Genomic DNA, 21,889 nt, shown 5'->3' with positions numbered 1-21,889 from the left:
GAATAAAAATGGCTACACAGGAAGAGTTACAAGAGAAAGGAAAAGCTGCAGTTATGGACTTTGATGACGAAGCAGTTGTAGAAGTTGCAGAAGAATGTATTTCTGCAGGACTTGACCCCGTTGCACTCATTCAGCAAGGTTTCACTGCCGGAATGAACGAGATTGGTGACCAGTTCGAGCAGGGTACCCTTTTCCTTCCACACGTCATTGCTGCATCCGAAGCAATGAGCGCAGGCGTTGAAGTTCTCACCCCGGAACTTGAGAAACTCAGCACAAAATCCGAAAACAAGGGTACAATCGCAATCGGTACCATCGAAGGTGACATTCACACCATCGGTAAGGACATCGTTGCAACCATGCTCAAGATCGCTGGCTTCAATGTCATCGACCTCGGAAGAGATGTACCAATCGCTGACTACGTCACCGCTGTAAAAGAACAGAAACCAGATATCCTTGGTTCCTCTGCCCTGATGACCACCACAATGGTCCTTCAGACCCAGGTAGAAGAACAGCTCAAGGAAGCTGGTGTACGTGACAGCGTCAAGACAATGGTCGGTGGAGCACCCGTTACCCAGGATTGGGCAACCAAGATCGGTGCAGACATCTACGCCGAGAACGCAACTGACGCAGTTGTAAAATGTAAAGCAGCAATGGAATAATTCCGTTGATTTGCGTGGGTGTATTGTTTAATACACCCACAAATTTATAACCTCTCTAATATCTATATATATTTGCTATAGTAACTATAAACAATTGTAAATGAACTGGAGGAATATTATTGGTAGATATACAAGCATTAAAAACAGCAGAACACGGAAGACGTATCCGCCATGGATATATGTGGGCACTTTTCTGTGCAGTTCTCTGGGGTCTCTGGTACATACCAGGTACCGTTGTATGGGTATTGAACCCATTTGATAAAATGTATGCCGATGTCGCAGCTACAAGTGGTGACTCTATGGCACTTGTAGTTACGGCTGTATTAATTACCGCGATAAATGCTGTAACTGTGGTTATTGCACTTCTTGTATGGAATGGTGTATTAGGTAATTATGGTGAGATGGTAAGAACCGCAAAGGCTTTCAAGCCATGTTCAAAATGGTTCCTGCTTGCATCCCTTTTCGGAGGTCCAATAGCAATATTGGGTTCCTATATGGCAATGGGTTTTGTAGGAGGAGCTTTCGCAGCTGTAGCTGCCTTGCTGTACCCGGTTGTTGGTGCGGCACTTGCCAATGTATGGCACGGTGAGAAGATCAGTAAAAGGGCAGCAATGGGTATCATTGTAATTATTGCTGGTGGTATCACCATTTTCGGTGGCGGTGTGATTACTGAACTCCGGGCCGGAAGTGTTGGCTGGATCGGATATCTTGGTGGATTGATGGCTGCAACAGGATGGGGTATCGAAGGTGCTGTTGCTGATAAGGGACTGGATATTTCCAGTGCCGATGTCGGTCTTCATCTGAGATTTATTGCAGAACTTTGTATCTGGCTAATTGTTGCTTTGCCACTGCTTTATCTTGCAGGCTATAATGTATTTACATATGCTGTCCAGGCATTTGAGCCACTGACAATGCTTATGTTCGCATTTGCAGGAATTACATTCGGTTTCTGTTATGTGTCCTGGTACAAGTCCTTCCCACTGATCGGTGTAGGACGTGGACAGGGTATTGCAAACCTTTACGGTATGTTTGCTGTGATTTCCACCATTTTGTTCTTTGGTGATGTACCACAGTGGACAGTTCTGGTTGGTGGTGCTCTATGTATCATAGGCAGTTTCGTAATGTTCTCTGAAGAAAGCCTTGAGCTGGAAACTTTGAGGGACTAAGGAGGTATAAGTTATGTCAGATTTACCACGAAAGGTCAGAATGCTGGAAATTATGCGGGATGGCAATGAATACTGGAACTATGAAGTGATAAAACAGCTTCAGGAGGATTATAATGCATACAGCGACTTTGCACGTGATACTTTCAATATGGATTTGATTGAACTCGCTGCAGTAGCTTTTATCAAGGAAATTGATGCTAAAGTCGATGACGAAGGTGTGCATAAGAAAGGTTTTCTGCTCCACAAGTATGTTATTACGGATGTAGGTAAAGCCAGACTTTCGGATGCATGTATGTATGCAATTTAAGGAGGTTTAATAATGGTTCAAACAGAAGCTGCAATGCAAGCTTATGATGCATATTTCGCAAGCGCCTATGTACCGGCTGCCAATTATGTATGGCCAGCTGTTGTATTAATTATTGCTTTCCTTGCAATTTGGCAGGCAAGGGTATGGGTATATAAATTCTAAACTTTAAAACGGAAAATATATATAGATATTAAGCAGTTGATGGAGTTGGCAGGTGGGTATACACATGCCAATATCCATCGCTGATTGTTTTTTTCTATAGTTTCACTATAGAACTTTTTAAGGAGGTTGTAACAACGACAAAAGAAGAATTATACAAAGAATTGTCTGACGCTATTGTAAGTTGCAAGAAAGATCAGGTTCTTGCCGCTGTCGAAAAAGCCCGTGGTGAACTCGAGGCTCCCGACATCATCGAGAATGGTCTTGCAGCAGGTATGAACGAAGTCGGTACTCTTTTTGAAAGAGGTAAACTTTTCCTTCCACATGTCATGATGGCTGCAGAAGCCATGCAGGCCGGTGTGGATGAACTCAAAGACGATATGCCTGAAGCATCTGAAAAGGCTGCCAGTGTAATCGTCAATGGTACAGTAGAGGGAGATGTCCACGACATCGGTAAGGCTATTGTATCCACCATGCTCCAGACATCAGGCTTCGAAGTTCATGACATTGGCCGTGATGCACCTGTAGCGGATTTCATTGCCAAGATCAAGGAAACAGATGCAAACATGGTCGGCATTTCCGCACTTATGACCACCACTCTCCAGGGCCAGAAGGAAGTAATCGAAGCCCTCGAAGAAGAAGGTCTCCGTGACAAGGTAAAAGTCATGGTAGGCGGCGCACCTGCAACCAGCGCATGGGCCAAAAAGATCGGTGCAGACTGCTATGCAGAAAACGCAACAGAAGCTGTCAACAAAGCAAAAGAGCTTCTCTTATAAGGTGATTATTAATGGCAAATGAATATTTTGTAAGGATGGGAGACGGCGAGCGTATCTCCATGACCAAGGAGCAGATCATTGCAGACCTACAGGAAGGTAGTGCAGATGCAGCAGACCTTGGTGACATTCCTGAACTTTCCGGGGATGAACTTGACAAGCTCGCAGATATCATTATGGATTCCAACCGCATTGTCAGTGTCGAACCAGGTATGGAAATCCCGGTAACCCATGACATTGGTACTCTCAGGATCGACGGTGATCAGGGTAACAGTGGTGTGGGCATTCCATCCAGCCGTCTTACTGGCTGTATGATGCACGAGAGAGGTTTTGGTGCAGACACAATGGAACTGGGTCACATCGACTACAGTTTCAAACCAGTCAAACCGGTCATTGCCCAGGAACAGCAGGCAATGGAAGTCTGCCAGCAGAACATGACTGTCCCCCTTCTCTACGGTGCAATGCCAAATCTCGGTCTCTATTATACACCAGATGGTCCCTTCGAAAACCCTGGTGACCTCATGAAGGCTTTCAAGATCAATGAAGCCCGTGAATCCATCGAGCATGCAGGTGACCATGCAACCCGTGACATTACCTGGATCATGCAGCACCTGCAGAAAGTAGGTTGTGACGGTGTCAACTTCGATACTATCGGTGCAGCAGGTGACGGAGACGTATATGCATCCCTGTACGCAATGAAAGCACTCAGGGAAGAATTCCCCAACATCTACATCGAAGCAGGTATGGCCGGAGAATGTACCCTGGGTATGCACGGTGAACTTGAGTTCGAAGGTAAGGCTCTTGCAGGGCTGTGGCCACATGAACAGGTGCCACTTGCTGAGGAAGCCGGTGCAAATGTGTTCGGTCCGGTCTGTAACACCAACACCAGCAAGTCCTCCGCATGGAACCTTGCTCGTGCAGTAACCTTCACCAAGGCAGCCGTTTCAGCTGCAAACATCCCCTGTCATGTTGACATGGGTATGGGTGTCGGCGGTATCCCAATGTTCGAGACTCCACCAATCGATGCAGTAACCCGTGCCAGCAAGGCGATGGTCGAGATTGCAGGTGTCGATGGTATATAGATAGGAGTTGGCGACCCAATCGGTATGCCAATCTCACATATCATGGCATCCGGTCTTACAGGAATGCGTGCAGCCGGTGACCTTGTTGCCAGGATGCAGTTCTCCGAGAACATGCGCATAAATGAAGCCAAGGACTATGTCGCCAAGAAACTCGGTGTTGAATCACTTGACCTGGGAGACGAATATGTCATGAGGGAAATCCGTGAAGACCTTGACATTGGTGTACTTACATCCGTACCAGGATGTGCCAAGGGTATCGCATCCAAGATGAATATTGAGAAACTTCTCGATATTGAAATCAACTGCTGCGATAAATTCAGGCAAATCACAGGCTAAAATTAATTATTTCCTGTCTGCTTTTGCAGATAGGATTTTTCTTCTTTTTTAAACTAAATATCAACGATTCTTTTTATGGATTCAATATCTTCATAAAAGATTTATATATGGAAACCTTTTTTCTGGTTATCCTATTAACCTCAGTGGAGATGACAAGGTGGATTCAATATATTTTTTACAGGTCGCACTTGCTGTGCTTCTTCTGACGATTATAGCTCATCTTTTGAGTATACGCTTTCGTATGCCTATTTTGATCTTCCTTCTGATTGAGGGAATAATTGCAGGCCCGGAGGTTCTCAATATATTGGATCCCTCGATTTTGGGTGAAGGACTCACAGCAATTGTTGCTCTCTGTGTGTCTGTCATTGTTTTTGATGGTGGCCTCCACATTGACCTTCGTTCTATACGTAGTATTCAAAAGAGTGTATTAAGGCTTGTTATATTTGGGGTTATTGTAACATTTATACTAGCCACGACAGCCAGTTATTATATTGCAGGACTACCTCTGAGTATTGCTGCTCTTTTTGGTGCACTTGTAACAGCTACCGGTCCAACAGTGATAACTCCGCTTGTAAGGAATGTCAATGTGCCCCATAAAGTCAGCAAGATACTTGAACTTGAAGGTGTTCTCAATGATGCTGCAAGTGTTATATTAGCAGCACTTATTTTTGAATTGATTGTTTCACCTCTTTCAGGCTTGGAACTTGTCGGTTTTTTTATACAACGAGTAGGAATGGGACTGATTTTTGGTATGGCCAGTGGTTTTTTGTTGCGAAATATCCTTGGCAAAATGCTTCTTACTGAACAAACAGTACGATTCATTACCTTTACAATGGTGATTGCCACCTTTGTGATTGCTGAATCTCTTGCCAATGAATCGGGAATTCTTGCTGTTGCAATATTTGGTATTATGGTGGGTTCATCCAATGTTCCCTATAAATCTGCATTAAAAGAGTTCAAGGCTGATCTTGTATTGATGATGTTGTCTTTGATCTTCCTGTTACTTGCAGCATTACTGCAGTTTGATTACATTATACAGATAGGACTTGTGGGTGTAGCGGTTGTAATGGTCCTGATTTTCGTGGCCAGGCCAATTTCTGTATTTCTTTCTACACATGACACGTCTTTTAATCGGAATGAAAAATTATTTATTTCGTTTGTAGGTCCACGGGGAGTGGTTCCTGCTTCGATTGCAACCTATTTTGCAGTAAAGTTAAATTCAATGGGGATGGTAGGCGGTGATGCCCTTGTAGGACTTATATTTATTACCATCATTATTACGGTTTTAATGACTGGTTCTCTTGCCAATCGTATTGCTAAATTCTTAGGAGTGATTCCAATGGAGATACTTTTATTAGGTGGCGGTGAGGTTGGAAAGATTCTCGCCGAGCGTTTTGAAAAGAGAGGAGAAAATGTAGTAGTTGTAGACCCTTCAGAAGAAAATTGCCAGAAACTTATGAAATCTAATATAAGGGTTGTGCATGGTGATGCGGAAGATATTAATGTTCTTAAGGAAGCAGGAATCGATCATGCTAAATATGTAGTTGCAACTACTGACAAGGACAATACTAATCTTCTAATTTGCCAGATTGCCAAGACCAAGTTTAACTTTGATAAGGATCAGATCGTTGCACGTGTTAATAATATTGAAAACCTGCATGCTTTCTGGGACCTCGAAATAAGAGCAATGAGTCCTGCAATGACAACTGCTCTTGTGCTGGACAACATGGTTGGCCGTCCTCATATGTTCTCTATGTGTGAAGTGGGGGAAGGAGCTGATATCATAGAAGCACATGTAAGTAATCCCAAAGTTGTGGGCAAAGCTATAAGTGAACTTAAATTGCCTGAAAACAGCCTTTTGTTAATGGTCCGCAGAGGTAACGAATCATTTATCGCTAATGGGAGTGTTGTACTTGAATATGATGATATCATAACTGTAATTGGTGAAGATGATTCAGCACAGAAGGTTGCAGACCTTTTTGAGCGTTGATTACTTTCACTCCACTTCAAACATCTATATATACCCTAACGGCATATTCACCTTTGCCTCTCTAGAAGGAAAAACAAGAGGTCAAGGTGATTTTATGGAAGACATTGCAAAGGGTATACAGACCCAATTTAAGGATATGGGAATAGAAGTTCCTCTGGAAGAAATTGAAGAACGGCTTGATAAACTGATTAACAAGTTCAAAGTTCCCGCAAATGAGGCACGAAAAAATACTGTAAATGTTTTGCTTAAGCAGTATGATGTCGACAAAAATGAATTTTTCAACCAATCAAAACCCGCAACCATGTCTAATATTGCGGATTTGAAACAGGATCAATGGGTTAATGTCGACATTAAAGTATTACAATTATGGGACAATTCAAACAGTTCAATTTCCCAGGTAGGTCTTGTTGGTGATTCTACCGGTCGAATAAAATTTATCAAATGGGCCAGGGACAATCTTCCTGATGTTGAAGAAGGTAAATCATACCGTTTTAGTAATGTAGTTGTCAACGAATGGAATGGTAAACTGGAATTAACCCTGAATCGTACCAGTTCCATAGAACCTCTTGCAACAGATATTGATGCAGGTTCAACTTCCGCCGGTTCTCCTGAAGAATGTCAGGTTTCAGATCTGAATCAGGAAAATATGTGGGCCAATCTCAAAGCCAAAGTTGTCCAGTTATGGGATAATTCCAATGAAACAATTTCCCAGGTTGGAATTCTTGGGGATGAATCCGGTACGATCAAATTCATCAAATGGACTCGTGATGATCTGCCTGATGTAGAAGAAGGTAAATCTTATCTTTTCAGTAATGTGGTTGTCAACGAATGGAACGGTAAGTATGAAGTAACCCTGAACCGCACCAGCAGCATTGAACCTCTGGAAGAGGATATTGATACTTCATTCCAGCCACAGGGGTCGGCTGAAGATCGTTTACTTTCAGAATTGCGGCAGGAAAACATGTGGGCCAACATTGAAGCCAAGGTTGTCCAATTATGGGACAATTCCAATGATGCGATATCCCAGGTCGGGATTCTTGGTGACAAAACTGGCACTATCAAATTTATCAAGTGGTCTCGTGATGATCTGCCAGATGTAGAAGAAGGACATGTTTATCGTTTCAATAATATTGTTGTCAATGAGTGGAATGGAAATTATGAAGTAATTCTCAATCGTACTACTACAGTTGAACCTCTTTTTGAAGAAATAGAAGTTGGAGCTAATAGTTTCCAGGGTGCAATGATTGATATTCAGGATGGTTCCGGTCTTATAAAACGCTGTCCTGAATGTAACCGGGCACTTACAAAAGGAGCCTGTATGGAGCACGGCAAGGTTGATGGGACTTATGATCTGCGTATCAAAGCTGTGCTTGATAACGGGGAAATTGTGCAGGATGTTCTTTTGAACAGGGAAATTACCGAAGAATTGACCGGTATCACGCTTGAGGAAGCAATTAATCTTGCAGCGGATGCTCTTGATCAAACAGTTGTGATAAGTAAAATGCGTGAGGACCTTGTGGGGAAATATTATTATGTGGAAGGATCGCTTGCTGATCGTTACTTAATAGCAAAATCCATTGAACCATTATCCAATGTTGATATGGAAAAGGTTGACGAGCTTATTGCAGATCTGGAGGTGGCCTGAATGTCTACCTATGTACGTGAAGTAGCAAAACGAATGTTTGCAAAAGAGTTCAGGAATTCGGATCTCTCATTCAGGGAAGGTGACGATGTTTATTCTCCCCAGTATCTGTTAACACCAACCGGGGCCAGGGTAAATCGCCTTTTTATCGTAGGGACTCTTATCGAAAAGGAAAATATAGGCAATGAAGCAGAATACTGGAGAGGTCGGGTTACTGATCCTACAGGTACTTTCACAATATACGCAGGTCAGTACCAGCCGGAAGCAGCACAACTGTTGTCAGAATGTGAAACGCCCGCATTTGTAGCTGTTGCAGGCAAACCCAGTGTTTATGAGACTCCTGATGGGGATACTATTACTTCCATAAGATCTGAATCCATAAGCATAGTTGATGGTAACACACGAGACATGTGGGTTGTTGATGCTGCTATTCAGACAATTAACAGATTAAATAATCTGGATGGTTCAGATACATATGTGGTTCGTGCCAGAGAGCACTACAATACCGATAAGGGAAGTTATTCATCCATGGTATTGGATGCTTTGAAATCCCTGAAAGAACAGATTTGATGTGTGCATTTTGCACACATTTTTTTGCATAAGTATAATAAATAATTAAATCTATTTTTAGTTAGGTGATATTTGTGAAAACTTACCTGTTGGTATGGTTTAACAGTGAAGGTGCAAGTCCCTCTGAAGTTAACCGCCGCCTTCTGTCTCTGGGGTTTAAACCAATTCAGGGATATTATGACTATGTCTATGAATGGGGCAATAATGTTCATGTTGAGGAAATCCTCCAGTTCGGAGATAAAGTACACCTGAGCCTTAATGGGCTTGGAGTTATCTTTAAAATAGAAACTATTGATGGGAAAAAGTAAAAAGATTAATTGTCTGCGTTTTCAAGTTCTCTTGTAAATCCGACAAAACCACAAGATTTTCCTTTTATTTCTATAAATCTTGCTTTTACTTCACCTTTTTCGATATTTAGTTCAGCGGCCATAGGGTCTGACATACGTGGGGATGTAGGAGAGCCGGGACACAATACCATTACATCTGTTTTTTCTATCAGTGGCCTGTGAATATGGCCGAATATCAGTACATTAACACCCATTTCAAGGGCTTTGTAGCGCAGGGCTGTTGTATCGTTTATTGAAAGGGCGGCTTCGTGGACCACGCCGACACTTATACCGTCCAGGTCTAGATGCAGGGTTTCAGGCAGAAGATCTTTTAATTCGTCTGTATCGGAGTTTCCATGTACTGATTTGAGTTTCCCTGTATCATTGAAAGCCCTATAACATTCTGGTGTAGTAAAATCTCCGGCATGTATTACCATGTCATATTTGTCAATCAGGTCTTTCAAGCCGGGAGGAATTTCTCCACCTTTGAGATGTGTATCTGAAATAACAAGTACCTTCATGTTTTTACCTTAATGAAGACTCAGGTCTACAAGTTCGTATTCCAGGTTTTCCATCTCAAGTTTGCTCATTATAGTGGGGACCTGCTCATCGATTGCAAGCACAAGGGAGGAAAGCCCATGGAATGCAGCTTCTACGACTGATTCCTTGGCACCATACATAACATCGGGTTGACTTCCAATTTTTTTGAGTGCCACTAGGGATTCAACTCCAATCACTGCTATATAGTCCTTTGACTCGGTGAGTTTTTTCAATCGTTCCAAATCTACATTTCTGGAGCCCTGCCTTTCGCTGCGGGGAATCTTGCAGACCGTAATACTTGCTGTTTCCAGGTCAATCATCCCGGTCAGGTTTGTGACACCTACATCTTCTCCTTCTTCTGCATCAGATATGGTGACACCCCGGGCATCTGCTTCTACCTTAGTATCAACATATAGCAAACCGTCTCTCATATGAAGATAGACATCTTCACCCTTTTCCAGATTTTCATCGGCAATAGCAGTCCAGGTAGATACATGGCTTATAATGTCACTCATTACGAATTTGGCATACCTTTTCATGTCGGCAGCATTTTCCAGAACCCATTCTACTCCATTTTTTGTAATTCTGTAGCGTACCCTTCCATCAGAATAAATATATCCTTCAGATGTAAGTTCCTTGATATATTCTGAAACTGCCTGAGGAGTCACACCGACTTTTTCTGCTATTTCTTTCTGTCTGACATTGGGCTGATGGGCGGCAACTTCGATAAGTATCTGGAACTTGGTAATACCGCTTTTACTCTGGAGAATGTCAATCATTTCTTTTCCTCATTCATTTTCAGCCTCTGGCCCATAACAGTTAACCTGTTGGCTCTTCTGGCAAGAGATCTTATGTACAATGCACTTCTGTTGAGCTTACGCGTAAGAGCACTCATGGAATGGTTACCACTTTCTACTTCCTTTTCCAGTTCTCCTATCAGGTCTTTTATTTCTTCGTAAGGAGTGAACGTTAAAGTAATTATTTCACTAAGGTCATCAAAAGAACACTGGAAATTAGCCTGTACTTTTGAATACGATGAGTGATATTCCTTATCCGGTTTATCTCCAGGTTTGGGCATGCGCCACTGGCTTTCCAGTAACCCGCATTTCTGGAGTATATCGATACTTTCCTCTGTGTCAATTCCCATTTTTTCGTCAAGCTGGCTTTTTGTCATCCACTCTGTACTGAGTGCGTTGAAGACATGTTTATGCTCCTTTGACCTGAATGTTTGTAGGAGGGGTACCATTTCAGATGGGTCGTTTATTATTCGGGTTCTCCTGGGCATCACAAAACCTCATATGTAGGTTATTGATTTGATTTAGAAAAGGCTAATACAGCTATACTAATATGGTCTTAAGATTAATAAATGTGTTGTAGTATTGATATTGATAATTATCGAAGTTTTTCGTCATACATTTTATACCGTTACATTTATTCAATCCTGTTAACAATACTGTTCAGTTATTATGACAGAGGCGTTGTATTCTAAAATTTTCAAGTTGCTTGATAATCGACAACTTTCGATTAGTGGCATCACCAGAGACCTCAAATCGGAAGGTATCGATGAGCATCGTTTAATCATGACCGGCTATTTGAGGGCATTAAGAGATCTGAAAAAACTTGATGAAATAGAGGTACCTCCGTCAAAGACCTATAAACTTTCAGAGAATGCCGGGAAAGAAGAAGAGAACATTTATTCTCTTATAGGCCATCATCTGAAAGATGTCCCTGCATCCAAACGCATCTACGTAGCGATCTATATATTTTCTTATCTGCTGGAAAGACCGGTTTTCAGAGCTGAGCTAAAATCAATGGGTTTTCATGAAAATACGATCATGGATGCGGTGCAACATGGCAATCATATAAAAGAAGTACCTGAAAAAGATATTAAATCCTTTCGCAATTCCATAACGCGGATTACAATACCTTCACCGGACCCTGCTTATGAGTTAACGGATGAAGACGATAGTTATCTTCAATATACTGGAATAGTTCTTTTACCAATACTCAAGGTTTTTGTAAATCTGGATGGGCTGGTTCCCAAGACAAAACAACTGAAATTGACTATGTAATTCTTCATTAAATTTTGCTTGATGTCGATTATTGTTCATTCTTTATTTCTTAATTCTTAGTATATCTGTTGCATTGACTTTTCAAAAATTCTATGTTACCCATTTGGATAACATGTATTACCCAAATCCTCGTTTTTTTATTATAACACTTTGTATCACCAACATCTGTAGAACAAGTTTGGTTAATATAACTCTAAAAACTCTAAAGGTGATTGTATGAGATTTTTAAATAGAAAATATGGAATCCTTTTTGTATCCTTTTTGCTTGTCTTTTCGACATGCTTGACCGCAACGGCCCATGAATCACACTCCGATGCTCCTCATGCCCTTGCTGAGATTGAAGAACATGCCAGTGAACTTGTTGAACTTTCCGATACTCTGCATGTTGACTCAGCCCAGATTGCAGATGATGAATCCCTAGATGAGGACCTGCGTGCTACTGCGGAATCTTTCCACCTTAAAACCCATGATATGAAGCATATCGGTGAACATATTCTATCTCATGTGGAAACCTTGGAAGGCCTGTACTCTGATCCGGAAAACAATGCAGATGAAATAAATTCTGAGATTGCAGCCATTGAATCTGAACTTGATGAACTCGAGGAAATAGCCAATTCCAATGCTGATGCTGTACACACTATTGAATCCGATACTCCTGATTCCCATCAGGAATACGCTGAATCCCTTCACGAAAATTTCCATGAGATTCAACACATCGGCAGCCATCTTGTAAAATACACAGATGAACTTGGCGGTGAAGAGTCCCAAGCTGACCATGACAGCTCCAATGCATTGATGGAAATCGAAGAACATGCCGACGAACTTGTTGATCTTTCCGATACTCTGCATGTTGACTCAGCCCAGATTGCAGATGATGAATCCCTGGATGAGGACCTGCGTGCCACTGCGGAATCTTTCCACCTTAAAACCCATGATATGAAGCATATCGGTGAACATATTCTATCTCATGTGGAAACCTTGGAAGGCCTGTACTCCGACCCTGAAACAAATGCCGATGAAATAAATTCCGAAATTGCAGCCATCGAATCTGAAATAGATGAACTCAAGGAAATCGTCAATTCCAATGCTGATGCTGTTCACTCTATTGAATCCAATACTCCTGCATCCCATCAGGAATATGCTGAAGCCCTTCACGAAAATTTCCATGAGGTTGGGCACATCGGCAGCCATCTTGTAAAATACACGGATGAACTCGAGGAAAGTATGGCAACAGAAGATACTACAATATCTGGTGATGCAGCGAATGAAGAACAAAGCGAACAGGAATCTTCCGCCACAGCCAATCAGACACCAGGTTTTGGAATTTTGATGGCAGCATGTGGACTGCTTGCTGTAGGGTACCTAAAGAGACAGTAAACTTTCAGGAGAGGTTATAGGTATCTTTAACCTATCCTCTCTCCTTTCAAATATATGTTAATTCAGGAGTGAACTAAATAATGCATATATCAGATGGTATTCTATCCACCACTGCCATTACAGGTGGTTGGGTTATAACTATAGTCATAGCCATACTGTCTTTCTGGTGGAGATACAGGGAAGTTGACGTGGTCGAGGAAATTCCTAAGTTTTCAGTAATGACAGCAGCATTTTTTGTCGCTTCCCTTATTCATATACCCCTGGGACCTACCAGCGTACATCTGATTTTTAATGGTCTTGTAGGTGTGATTTTGGGTCCTCTTGCGTATGTTGCAATGTTGGTTGGTTTGACTTTACAGGCTTTCCTCTTCCAGCACGGTGGAGTAACAACCATTGGTGTCAATACTATGAATGTCGGAATCCCTGCTCTGTTGTGCTTTTACATTTTCAAGAAAGGGGTAGATTACGGCTTATCTGAAAAAATAATTGGGGGCATAAGTGGAGGTCTCGCAGTTTTCTTTACTACAATCCTTCTCTCCATAAGTTTGTTGACCACCGGCGAGGAATTTTTAGGCGTAGCGGGAGTAGCAGCAGCAGCCCATGTCCCGGTAATGATAATTGAAGGAATCGTAACTGCTTCAGCGGTAACTTATCTGGCAAAAGTAAAACCAGAATTATTACCTGTTAAATTAAATAAATGAAAAGTGTGATAAAAATGAATTCCAGATTACATCAGATTATACTTTTTGTACTGGTTCTATCATTAGTATTAATGCCAGTTGCTTCGGCACATAGCGTCTTTATGGATGTAGTAGAAAAGTCGGATAGTAATATAAAGGTGAAGGCATATTATGGAGGCGACGATCCGATGAAGAATGCCGAGGTCACAGTGTACATCATTGATGAAAGCGGAGAAACCCTTTATATCGAAGATGCATCGACTGACACGGATGGCTTCTATTCCTTCAGTCCTGAAGAAGATCAGGATCAATACAGGGTAGTTGCTTCTGATTTTGGTCATAAGGCAGAAAAAGAGATAGATCTAAGTAGTACATCATCTATTCAATCATCTTCCGGTACATCTTCCAACCTGCCACTACCTGTCAGTATAGTTGCTGGTTTTGGCTACCTTGCAGGTATTGCCGGGGTAGCAATGATGATAAGTGCCAGAAGAATGAAAAAGAAGTATGAAGAAAAATAATTGAAATTTGAGAGAAACGATAATGAATTATCCAAGGGTTGATGAGTATTCAGGGCTAGATTCAATAATACACAATTTTGATCCACGGGCCAAGATAATTACTTTTACAGCCCTTATTTTTTCCTTTGCATTTATTGAAAATATCCCTCTGGCAATATTAGCTATATTGTTTTCCATTGTTCTGGTTTCAATATCAAAGTTGCCAACAGAATTCGTATATCAACACTTGAAATATCCCGTTTTATTTCTGTTTTCGATTTTTATTGTAATGGCTTTTACAATAAAAGGAAATGATATCCTCAATTTGCCTTTCTTAGATTTAACCCTAGAAGGGATGTATCTGGGATTTTTGATATTTCTCAGGGGTGTTGCAGCTTTGTTACTTGCATTTTTGATATTTTCTACAAGCAGGTTCGATGCAATAATCAAAGCTATTTATATGCTGAAAATCCCCAATATTTTTGTCCAGATGATTGCTTTTTCTTATCGTTATATTTTTGTAATTATTGATGAATTTCATAATATGAAAAAAGCCCTGTCTTCGAGAGGGTTTGTCTTTGGGCTCAATCAACATAGTTTAGCTTTAATAGGAAATATGATGGGAGGGTTACTTATAAGGAGCTATGAACGCGGGGACCGTGTTCACAAATCTATGATTTCCAAAGGGTATGGTGGTGCTCCGCAAATGTTTTTCAAATATAATATGAAGGCAAAGGATTATTTTATGGGTAGTTCATTTATTTTGATAGCTCTTTTATTCCATATTCATTCGGTGATTCCATGAAAAAAGAAGCCATACAAATATCAAGTCTTGAATATTCATATCCGGATGGGAAAAAAGCATTGAATAATGTTAATATGAAGATATTTGAAGGCGAGAAAGTTACCATAATGGGGCCAAATGGAGCCGGAAAAACCACGCTTTTGTTAAATATCAATGGAACAGTGAAAAATCCTTCCCCATCTGTATCGATATTCGGTAAATCTATTTCTTCAATGGATATTGTAGAAAAGATCCAAAATGTTGGTGTGGTATTCGAGGATCCCGATGACCAGCTCTTTATGCCAACTGTCTATGATGATGTAGCATTTGGGCCCGCAAATATGGGACTTTATAAGGATGAAGTGGATGAAAGGGTAAGGGATGCCCTTTTAAGAGTGGGTATGGAAGGATATGGAGCACATGTCCCTCATCATCTGAGTAGTGGACAAAAGAAAAAAGTTGCAATAGCTGCAGTTATATCGATGCACCCTCGCATAATAGTGCTTGATGAACCTACAGCAAACCTTGATCCCAAAAGCAAATCAGAATTAATCAATTTACTTGAAAAACTTAATAAAGATAAAAACACAACGATTATTACTGTAACCCATGATGTGAATACAATATCCCGGCTTGCTGACAGGATATATGTATTGAATCAAACAGTGGTTGCTGAAGGCACTCCTTATGAAATATTCTCCAACAAGGAATTGTTAGCCGGACACAATCTAGAGTCGCCTGATACCCTGCAGTTATTCCACATGTTGGCACATCTTGGTTATAGGTGCAACCAGCATCCATTGTCTGTGAATGAAGCAGCAGAAAATCTCATTTACACAATGGAAAAAAATAATAATCTTATCCAATTGAATATGAACAGTTCTGCTTACGAAAACATAAAACAGCTGACAAAATTACAGACGGATAATGACTAAAATATAATCAGTATCCGCCCGATTCCTTATTTCATTCAATATAAATAGCTGGCCTCATTGGTGCTGCAAAGCGGGCTTTCTTTTCGGGGTCATATGCTTCTTCCCCTTCCCTGCCGATCAGCACTTCACAACCAATTTCCTTTTCAAAGAAACTTATTGCTTCTTGAAGTGTTTCTTTTTCGTCCAGGTTGAAACCGCATACCATCTCGAATTTCTCTTCTTTCATGGCCTTTATATCGTCAACAACTTTCTTTGCAAACTTTGGTACTTCTTTACCATAAGGTCTCATTTCGGGGTTCTGCATGAGATTCTTTATCAGAATTCCCGGGTTGAGATTTCCTTGTTGCTGTAGTTCAAGAGCCTGCTTAAAAGCTTCTGATTTCCATTGGGAAGCTGTATAGAGGACAAGTTTTTGCGGTTTTATACCGGTGACTTTTATTATTTCCTCTACATCTGAAAGAGTGTTGCTGATCAGCTCTTCGCCAGCTTCTGCATCCCTGTCGATAAGTTGCGGTTCATACTCAGGATATTTTTCCAGGGACACATAACCCTGGGTTCCTTCCATTTCACTCCAGATCTCTTCACATATATGTGGGGTGAAAGGTGCCATCAGGCGTACCCATGTATCGAGTATATCATACTGGAGAGTCTTTCCACCTCTTCTCTGGTACCATTTTACATCATTAAGAAGCAGGAAGAAAGAATTCTGTAGGGCCTGCCGGGTACGTATACTTTTAAGTGCCTCGTTTGTCTCACTGATACGTTGCTGCAGGCGGCTCTGTATCCACCTATCTATCAATTGTTTTTCCCTGCAGGCCCCAGAGGTACATTTGGTATCGATAGTATCCTTTGCAAAATGGTAGAACCTGTCTACCTGTCTCCTGGCGGACTCGATTCCACTATTCTTCCAGTCAGCATCCTGTGTCTGTTCGGCACTGGACAGGATATACATTCTTGAAATATCCGCACCATAATCTTTCACTGCTTCACTGAGTGTCAGCAGTGGTCCCCTGGACTTACTCATTTTCTGTCCTTCAAGGGATACGAAACCATTGATGGCTATGGCACGAGGCCAGTTCTCTTCTCCGAATATTGCAACATGATGGAACAGGAAGAACAGGAGGTGGTTTGGTATGAGATCTTTTCCTGAGGACCTGAGATTGACGGGATACCAGTAATTGAAATCCTCTCGCATGTTTTCAATTACAGAGGCCTCAATTCCACTTTTTTCTGCTGCATCCTGCACACTTCCCTTTCCAAGAAGCACATAATCAAAGAGTTCAGGAATTAGTTGCTCGGTCTTAATATCTTCACTGAGAAACTTTGCAACTATGTAGTAGGACATGTATACCGTGGAATCTCCCAGGGATTCGATCAACCAGTCCTTATCAAAAGGCAGGCGTGTTCCGAGTCCTTTTTTACGGGCACAGGCCTTGTCTTTTAGCCAGTCCACTTTATTATTGAACTCCACCCTCAGTTCTTCGGGGATGATGTCCATATTCTCTATGCAACGGTATACTTTATCCTTCCATTCAGGATTGGAATAATTGAGGAACCACTGACCCTTAACCATGTTAACCACACATGGGGTTCCACACCTGCAGACCACAGGTTCACTGAATTCATAGAATATTTCGCCGATGTTCTCATCGATCAAATCCTGTGTAAGAAGGTCTTTTATCTTTGAGACCTTCGTACCTGCATATTTTCCAGTATTTTCTTTCAGGACTCCCCCGTGGAATTCCCGACGATAGACCATTTTTGTTGCAGTTTCGGCCTTTGGATCATTCTGGTCCTGGACTCCAAATTCCTCTATCACTTCAACTGCCGGATACTCTCCGTATTCCGGAACATCGATAAGGGATATGAGCTTGATGTCCTGCAGATTTTCTGTAATACCATATTCTGAAAGGTCTTTATCATAAAGGTCCTTCAGGGCCAGATAATCATAAGGTGCATGTGCTGGTACACTCATTACAACTCCGCTTCCGTTACCTCCCTTGACAAAAGATGCCGGAAGGGTGATTACTTCCGAACCTGTCAACGGGTTCTTGACCTTTATTCCGATGATGTCCAGACCACTGATTTTTCCCAGGAATTCGACTTTGCGGTCGGTGTAGGTAAGTTTGTTGTATGCTTGTTCACTTACAATCCAGGTCTCTTCATTCTCGTCGGTTTTCACCTTAACCTTGACATATTCCACATCGGGGTTTATCCAGAGATTGGTGACACCGAAAGTGGTTTCCGGACGCAGGGTCGCACAGGGTAATACCATACCATCGTAGGTGAACTTGATCAGGGTATAATCCACGATCGTGGCTTCTTCTCCCCTGAGGATGTCATGGTCTTCCACAGGATTGTCATCATTGGGGCACCATTTGACAGGGTGTGAGCCTTTTACAATCAGTCCCTTTTCGTAAAGTAGGTTGTATTGCCATTCGATGAATTTTTTATATGTTTCATCTGTGGTGGTGAATTTTCTTCTCCAATCAATGGAATATCCAATGGATCGCATGGCTTTTTCTGCTTCCACGCTGAAATATTCCACGATTTTTTCCGGCGTGTTAAGTCCTTCGAGGATATTCTTGGGGATTCCGTGGTAATTGGAGTAGACATCCATCGTCTGGGGTTCCCTGTTGGCTATTAGCTCTGCAAGTCCCACAATGGGTGTACCGGTTACGTGGAATCCCATTGGGTAGAGCACATTGTACCCCTGCATCCTCTTGTGCCTTGCAATAACGTCCCCGATGGTGAATGTCCGTGTATGGCCTGCATGTAAATTCCCATTGAGATATGGGTAGGGAATTGTTATGAAATATTTATCCCGGCTGTCAGGTTCGGCCTCGAAGACTTTGTCCTGAGACCAGATATTTTGCCATCTATTTTCAATGCTTGCAGGGTTGTAGTTCTGTTCCATTATCATTTCCTCTCAGTACAGGACTTTTCTGATAGCCTCCATTGTGGCATCAATCACAATGGGTTTTGGTGCAACAGATATTACTTCTTCCGGGTCCTTGAGAAGGTGTCCTGTAGTCACGCAGACCACGGATTCATTTGCACCTATTACTCCGGTCTCTACAAGTTTTTTCAAGCCGGCAACTGAGGTGGCACTTGCAGGTTCAACGCCTATTCCTTCAAGTTGTGCCAGGTCTATCTGGGCTTCCACCAATTCATCGTCAGTAACACTTTCCGCACCACCGTTTGATTCGGAAATGGCTATAAGGGCCTTTCTGGCATTAACCGGATTCCCTATCCGGATTGCTGTTGCGATTGTGTCGGGGTTCTTTTCGGGGGTGATGTCAGTTTTTCCTTCCCTTACGGCTTTTACTATTGGACAGGAGCCTTCGGTCTGTATTCCCATCATCTTTGGGACTTTATCAGTAAGTCCCAGGTGATTGAATTCTTTGAAACCTTTATGGATGGCAGTAATGTTGCCTGCATTGCCTACCGGAAGTACCAGCCGGTCAGGCATTTGGAAATTCAGCTGGTCTGCGATCTCAAAACCTATTGTTTTCTGTCCTTCCAGCCTGTAAGGATTAATGGAGTTTAAGAGGTAGATCTTTTCCTCATCGCAGAGCTCCCTTACAAGTTCCAGAGCATCATCGAAATTGCCGCGTATGCTAAGCACCTTTGCACCGTGCATCAGGGCCTGTGCAACCTTGCCCAGTGCAACTTTCCCTTCCGGTAACAGGACCACGGCAGGAACTGCCGCTTTTGCACCGTAGATGGAAAGGGCTGCGGAAGTATTACCTGTAGATGCACAGGCAATTGTTTTCATCCCTAGTTCCAGGGCTTTGCTTACACCTACGGTCATACCCCTGTCCTTGAAGGAACCGGTAGGATTCATGCCTTCATGTTTGACATAAAGTTCCCTGACACCTACCTTTTCGGCCAATCTGTCACATTTATAGAGAGGTGTGCCACCTTCCTGTATCGTTATAGGTTTTCTGTCAACAGGAAGAAGTTTTGCATATTTCCATACAGAAAGTGCAATTCCCTCGAAATCTTCCTTCTTGATATCAATCTGAGAATAATCATAAATTACATCAAGCAAACCGCCGCATTCACAGGTATACAGGACCTCTGTTTTAGGATATTCCTTACCGCATTCGATGCATTTTAAATAGTACATTGGAGTTCTCCTGATAGTTTTAAAGCTTTAATAGGGTGAATCTTATAACCTAATCAATTCCAATATAAATAAAGTACTCGGAAATGGCGCCTGACCCGTTCTATTATGTAATTGTTATTAAATCTGTTGAAAGACCACCGTTATCTTTATTGTAGGGAAACCCCTTTCAATCCCACATGTACTGGAAAACATCTCAGGGTACCCTATTTATCGATGATCTGAATGCTTTTTTGCAGAAACTGAATGCCCTTGCAGATGAGTATGATGTTACCATACAGGCAATGAATGCAGGTAAAATAGCAGGTACACCCCATATCGAACTTGCAATAAAAAAAGCTGAAAGAGCATTTAAAGCCGGCAGCAATGTTGCCAGGGACCTGGGTGTTGAAATTCTCAGGTATGTTTCCGGAAAACGGCAGATTGTTGAAGCATTTTCCATGGGTATGAAGGAAGGGGATATTTCTGTTGTTTTTCTTGTCCTTGGTGAAAAAGATAAAGTAAATGCTGTTTTACCTGAGCTTGATTCAATGGTCTGCAGGAGTGAAGTGACCGATTATTCAAGTGAAAAGGAAGAGGATATAAGGACTCATTTCGGAATCGGTTTTGCAGAGACAGATGCCATCGGAGTATCGCGGATACCTGACATCGTGCTGGAGCGAGTGTCACTGGTGGACATCCTGAAATAAGTCCATTGGTAAACTTATTAATAAGTACATACAGATTATTCGTCTATATATCTATCAAATGAGAGGATTATTAATGCCACACCCACAGACTGCAGAGAATATTATGAAAAATGCCGGTCCGATAGAAAGTGCCTTACTCCCCAAACTGATCCATGTCACAGAAGCGGCTGCTATTGCTGCTGCTCATCAGATAGGTAAGGGTGACAAGAATTATGCCGATCAGGTATCTGTGGAAGCAATGCGCAGAATGCTCAATTGCCTGGACATCAGGGGTGTCATCAAGATCGGTGAAGGAGAAAGGGATGAGGCACCAATGCTCTATATTGGTGAAGAAGTCGGTACTGGTAATGGTGACCTTGAGGTAGATATCGCCGTTGATCCGCTGGAAGGTACCAACCTCTGTGCAGATGGTGTACCGGGTTCCATTTCAGTAATGGCTATGTCCGAACCCAATGGTTTGTTCCACGGTCCCGATGTCTATATGGATAAAATCGTGGTAGGTCCGGAAGTCGTAAAGTATGAACGTGAGCACCCGGGAGAGGAAATTGATCTGGACGCCCCGGCAATTGACAATCTTGAGATAGTGGCCCGTGCTTTAAACCGTAGTGTAGAGGAACTTGTGGTTGTGATTCTGGACCGTGAGCGTCATAAGGATAAAATCGAAGAAATCCGGAAAACCGGTGCCAGAGTAAATCTGGTCTCAGACGGTGACCTCATGCCCGGCGTATCAACGGCTATACGTGGCTCAGGTATCCATGTGGTAATGGGTTCGGGTGGTTCGGGTGAAGCTGTACTAACAGCCTCTGCAATGAAGATCCTGGGTGGTAAGGTACTTGCACGCCTGATTTTGCCTTCAGTTGCCAATCGCAAACCCGATGATGTAATTGCGCGGGAGGTAGAGGAAAAGATGCCCCGCCTTAAAAAGATGGGCATTACCGAAGACAACATGAATGATGTTCTTGACACTGAAAAACTTGTACCCGGGAAAGATGTAATCTTTGCTGCAACCGGTGTGACCTCCGGACATTTCCTCAAAGGCACCAACCTTTTTGGTTATGGGGACGCAAGGGTACACAGTATATCAATGGGTAGTTCCGGTATTGTCAAGTTCTCAGATTCGATTTATATACATGATAAGGAAAATACGCCTCTCAGGCTATAATATGGAGATTT

22 protein-coding genes and 1 pseudogene are annotated in these 21,889 nt (G+C 42.2%); 18 read left to right on the top strand and 5 right to left on the bottom strand.

All coding sequences use genetic code 11. The annotated features are described in order from the left end of the window. Positions 1-8 precede the first annotated feature (8 nt). The 10 genes and pseudogenes from MMAH_RS08375 to MMAH_RS08330 all read left to right on the top strand — a co-directional run bounded on the left by MMAH_RS08375 (position 9) and on the right by MMAH_RS08330 (position 8,992). The gene (locus MMAH_RS08375) at positions 9-659 is read left to right on the top strand and encodes a corrinoid protein (protein ID WP_013038117.1); all 651 of its coding nucleotides are present in this window, start codon (positions 9-11) and stop codon (positions 657-659) included. Between the two features lie 179 nt (positions 660-838). Beyond that, positions 839-1,825 carry an EamA family transporter gene (locus tag MMAH_RS08370; protein ID WP_048902304.1) on the top strand — a complete coding sequence of 329 codons (987 nt, stop codon included), beginning with the start codon at positions 839-841 and terminating at the stop codon, positions 1,823-1,825. 13 nt (positions 1,826-1,838) lie between these two features. After that, positions 1,839-2,132 carry a hypothetical protein gene (locus MMAH_RS08365; RefSeq protein ID WP_013038115.1) on the top strand — a complete coding sequence of 98 codons (294 nt, stop codon included), beginning with the start codon at positions 1,839-1,841 and terminating at the stop codon, positions 2,130-2,132. A 12-nt stretch (positions 2,133-2,144) separates the two neighbouring features. Beyond that, positions 2,145-2,294 carry a hypothetical protein gene (locus MMAH_RS10610; RefSeq protein ID WP_013038114.1) on the top strand — a complete coding sequence of 50 codons (150 nt, stop codon included), beginning with the start codon at positions 2,145-2,147 and terminating at the stop codon, positions 2,292-2,294. A 161-nt stretch (positions 2,295-2,455) separates the two neighbouring features. Further along, on the top strand, positions 2,456-3,067 hold the full coding sequence (mtbC, locus tag MMAH_RS08360) for a dimethylamine corrinoid protein MtbC (protein WP_013038113.1): 612 nt from the start codon (positions 2,456-2,458) through the stop codon (positions 3,065-3,067). Between the two features lie 11 nt (positions 3,068-3,078). Next, positions 3,079-4,482, top strand: a pseudogene (gene mtbB / locus MMAH_RS08355) ([dimethylamine--corrinoid protein] Co-methyltransferase). 157 nt (positions 4,483-4,639) lie between these two features. Next, positions 4,640-6,472, top strand: coding sequence for a cation:proton antiporter domain-containing protein (locus MMAH_RS08345; RefSeq protein ID WP_013038112.1), 1,833 nt, complete (start codon positions 4,640-4,642; stop codon positions 6,470-6,472). A 94-nt stretch (positions 6,473-6,566) separates the two neighbouring features. Further along, entirely contained in the window at positions 6,567-8,117 is a 1,551-nt protein-coding gene (locus MMAH_RS10230) for a nucleic acid-binding OB-fold tRNA/helicase-type (protein WP_013038111.1), read from the top strand. Beyond that, on the top strand, positions 8,118-8,684 hold the full coding sequence (locus tag MMAH_RS08335) for an RPA family protein (protein ID WP_013038110.1): 567 nt from the start codon (positions 8,118-8,120) through the stop codon (positions 8,682-8,684). Positions 8,685-8,758: 74 nt separating this feature from the next. Next, entirely contained in the window at positions 8,759-8,992 is a 234-nt protein-coding gene (locus MMAH_RS08330) for a hypothetical protein (RefSeq protein ID WP_013038109.1), read from the top strand. Positions 8,993-8,997: 5 nt separating this feature from the next. On the opposite strand, the gene MMAH_RS08325 is transcribed toward MMAH_RS08330, so the two are convergent. From MMAH_RS08325 to MMAH_RS08315, 3 genes are read right to left on the bottom strand one after another with little or no spacing between them, the layout of a single operon-like run. Continuing rightward, positions 8,998-9,531 (bottom strand): metallophosphoesterase, encoded by a 534-nt coding sequence (locus MMAH_RS08325; protein ID WP_013038108.1) that lies wholly within the window; start codon positions 9,529-9,531, stop codon positions 8,998-9,000. A gap of 9 nt (positions 9,532-9,540) precedes the next feature. Beyond that, the gene (locus MMAH_RS08320) at positions 9,541-10,329 is read right to left on the bottom strand and encodes a DUF7839 domain-containing protein (protein ID WP_013038107.1); all 789 of its coding nucleotides are present in this window, start codon (positions 10,327-10,329) and stop codon (positions 9,541-9,543) included. Further along, positions 10,326-10,835, bottom strand: a complete 510-nt coding sequence (locus tag MMAH_RS08315; protein WP_013038106.1) for an ArsR family transcriptional regulator — start codon at positions 10,833-10,835, stop codon at positions 10,326-10,328. The genes MMAH_RS08320 and MMAH_RS08315 overlap by 4 nt, the downstream gene beginning before the upstream one ends. A 181-nt stretch (positions 10,836-11,016) precedes the next feature. On the opposite strand from MMAH_RS08315, the gene MMAH_RS08310 reads away from it, so the two are divergent. The 6 genes from MMAH_RS08310 (at position 11,017) to MMAH_RS08285 (ending at position 15,898) form a co-directional block, all read left to right on the top strand. Beyond that, positions 11,017-11,622: a hypothetical protein gene (locus MMAH_RS08310; RefSeq protein WP_013038105.1), complete on the top strand. Its 606-nt coding sequence runs from the start codon at positions 11,017-11,019 to the stop codon at positions 11,620-11,622. Between the two features lie 216 nt (positions 11,623-11,838). Continuing rightward, a complete protein-coding gene (locus MMAH_RS08305; protein WP_013038104.1) occupies positions 11,839-12,999 on the top strand; it encodes a PGF-CTERM sorting domain-containing protein in 1,161 nt (386 codons plus the stop codon). A gap of 80 nt (positions 13,000-13,079) precedes the next feature. After that, positions 13,080-13,700: a cobalt transporter CbiM gene (cbiM, locus tag MMAH_RS08300; RefSeq protein WP_013038103.1), complete on the top strand. Its 621-nt coding sequence runs from the start codon at positions 13,080-13,082 to the stop codon at positions 13,698-13,700. A gap of 71 nt (positions 13,701-13,771) precedes the next feature. Next, entirely contained in the window at positions 13,772-14,200 is a 429-nt protein-coding gene (locus tag MMAH_RS08295) for a C2 domain-containing protein (protein WP_245526217.1), read from the top strand. A 22-nt stretch (positions 14,201-14,222) separates the two neighbouring features. Then, positions 14,223-14,984, top strand: coding sequence for a cobalt ECF transporter T component CbiQ (cbiQ, locus tag MMAH_RS08290; RefSeq protein ID WP_013038101.1), 762 nt, complete (start codon positions 14,223-14,225; stop codon positions 14,982-14,984). Further along, entirely contained in the window at positions 14,981-15,898 is a 918-nt protein-coding gene (locus MMAH_RS08285) for an energy-coupling factor ABC transporter ATP-binding protein (RefSeq protein WP_013038100.1), read from the top strand. Before cbiQ ends, MMAH_RS08285 begins: the two co-directional genes overlap by 4 nt. Before the next feature lie 31 nt (positions 15,899-15,929). Here the strand turns inward: MMAH_RS08285 and leuS are convergent, their stop codons facing one another. Next, positions 15,930-18,815 (bottom strand): leucine--tRNA ligase, encoded by a 2,886-nt coding sequence (leuS, locus tag MMAH_RS08280; protein WP_013038099.1) that lies wholly within the window; start codon positions 18,813-18,815, stop codon positions 15,930-15,932. Positions 18,816-18,827: 12 nt separating this feature from the next. Continuing rightward, on the bottom strand, positions 18,828-20,030 hold the full coding sequence (gene thrC / locus MMAH_RS08275) for a threonine synthase (RefSeq protein WP_013038098.1): 1,203 nt from the start codon (positions 20,028-20,030) through the stop codon (positions 18,828-18,830). 176 nt (positions 20,031-20,206) lie between these two features. On the opposite strand from thrC, the gene cgi121 reads away from it, so the two are divergent. Together cgi121 and glpX are read left to right on the top strand one after the other, a co-directional pair. Continuing rightward, positions 20,207-20,716: a KEOPS complex subunit Cgi121 gene (gene cgi121 / locus MMAH_RS08270; protein WP_013038097.1), complete on the top strand. Its 510-nt coding sequence runs from the start codon at positions 20,207-20,209 to the stop codon at positions 20,714-20,716. A 73-nt stretch (positions 20,717-20,789) separates the two neighbouring features. Beyond that, positions 20,790-21,878: a class II fructose-bisphosphatase gene (gene glpX, locus MMAH_RS08265; RefSeq protein WP_013038096.1), complete on the top strand. Its 1,089-nt coding sequence runs from the start codon at positions 20,790-20,792 to the stop codon at positions 21,876-21,878. Positions 21,879-21,889 lie beyond the last annotated feature (11 nt).

Source organism: Methanohalophilus mahii DSM 5219 (assembly GCF_000025865.1).
Lineage (GTDB): Archaea > Halobacteriota > Methanosarcinia > Methanosarcinales > Methanosarcinaceae > Methanohalophilus > Methanohalophilus mahii.
The sequence above is the reverse complement of the archived record's forward strand: the minus strand, read 5'-3'. Positions and strand labels throughout refer to the sequence as shown.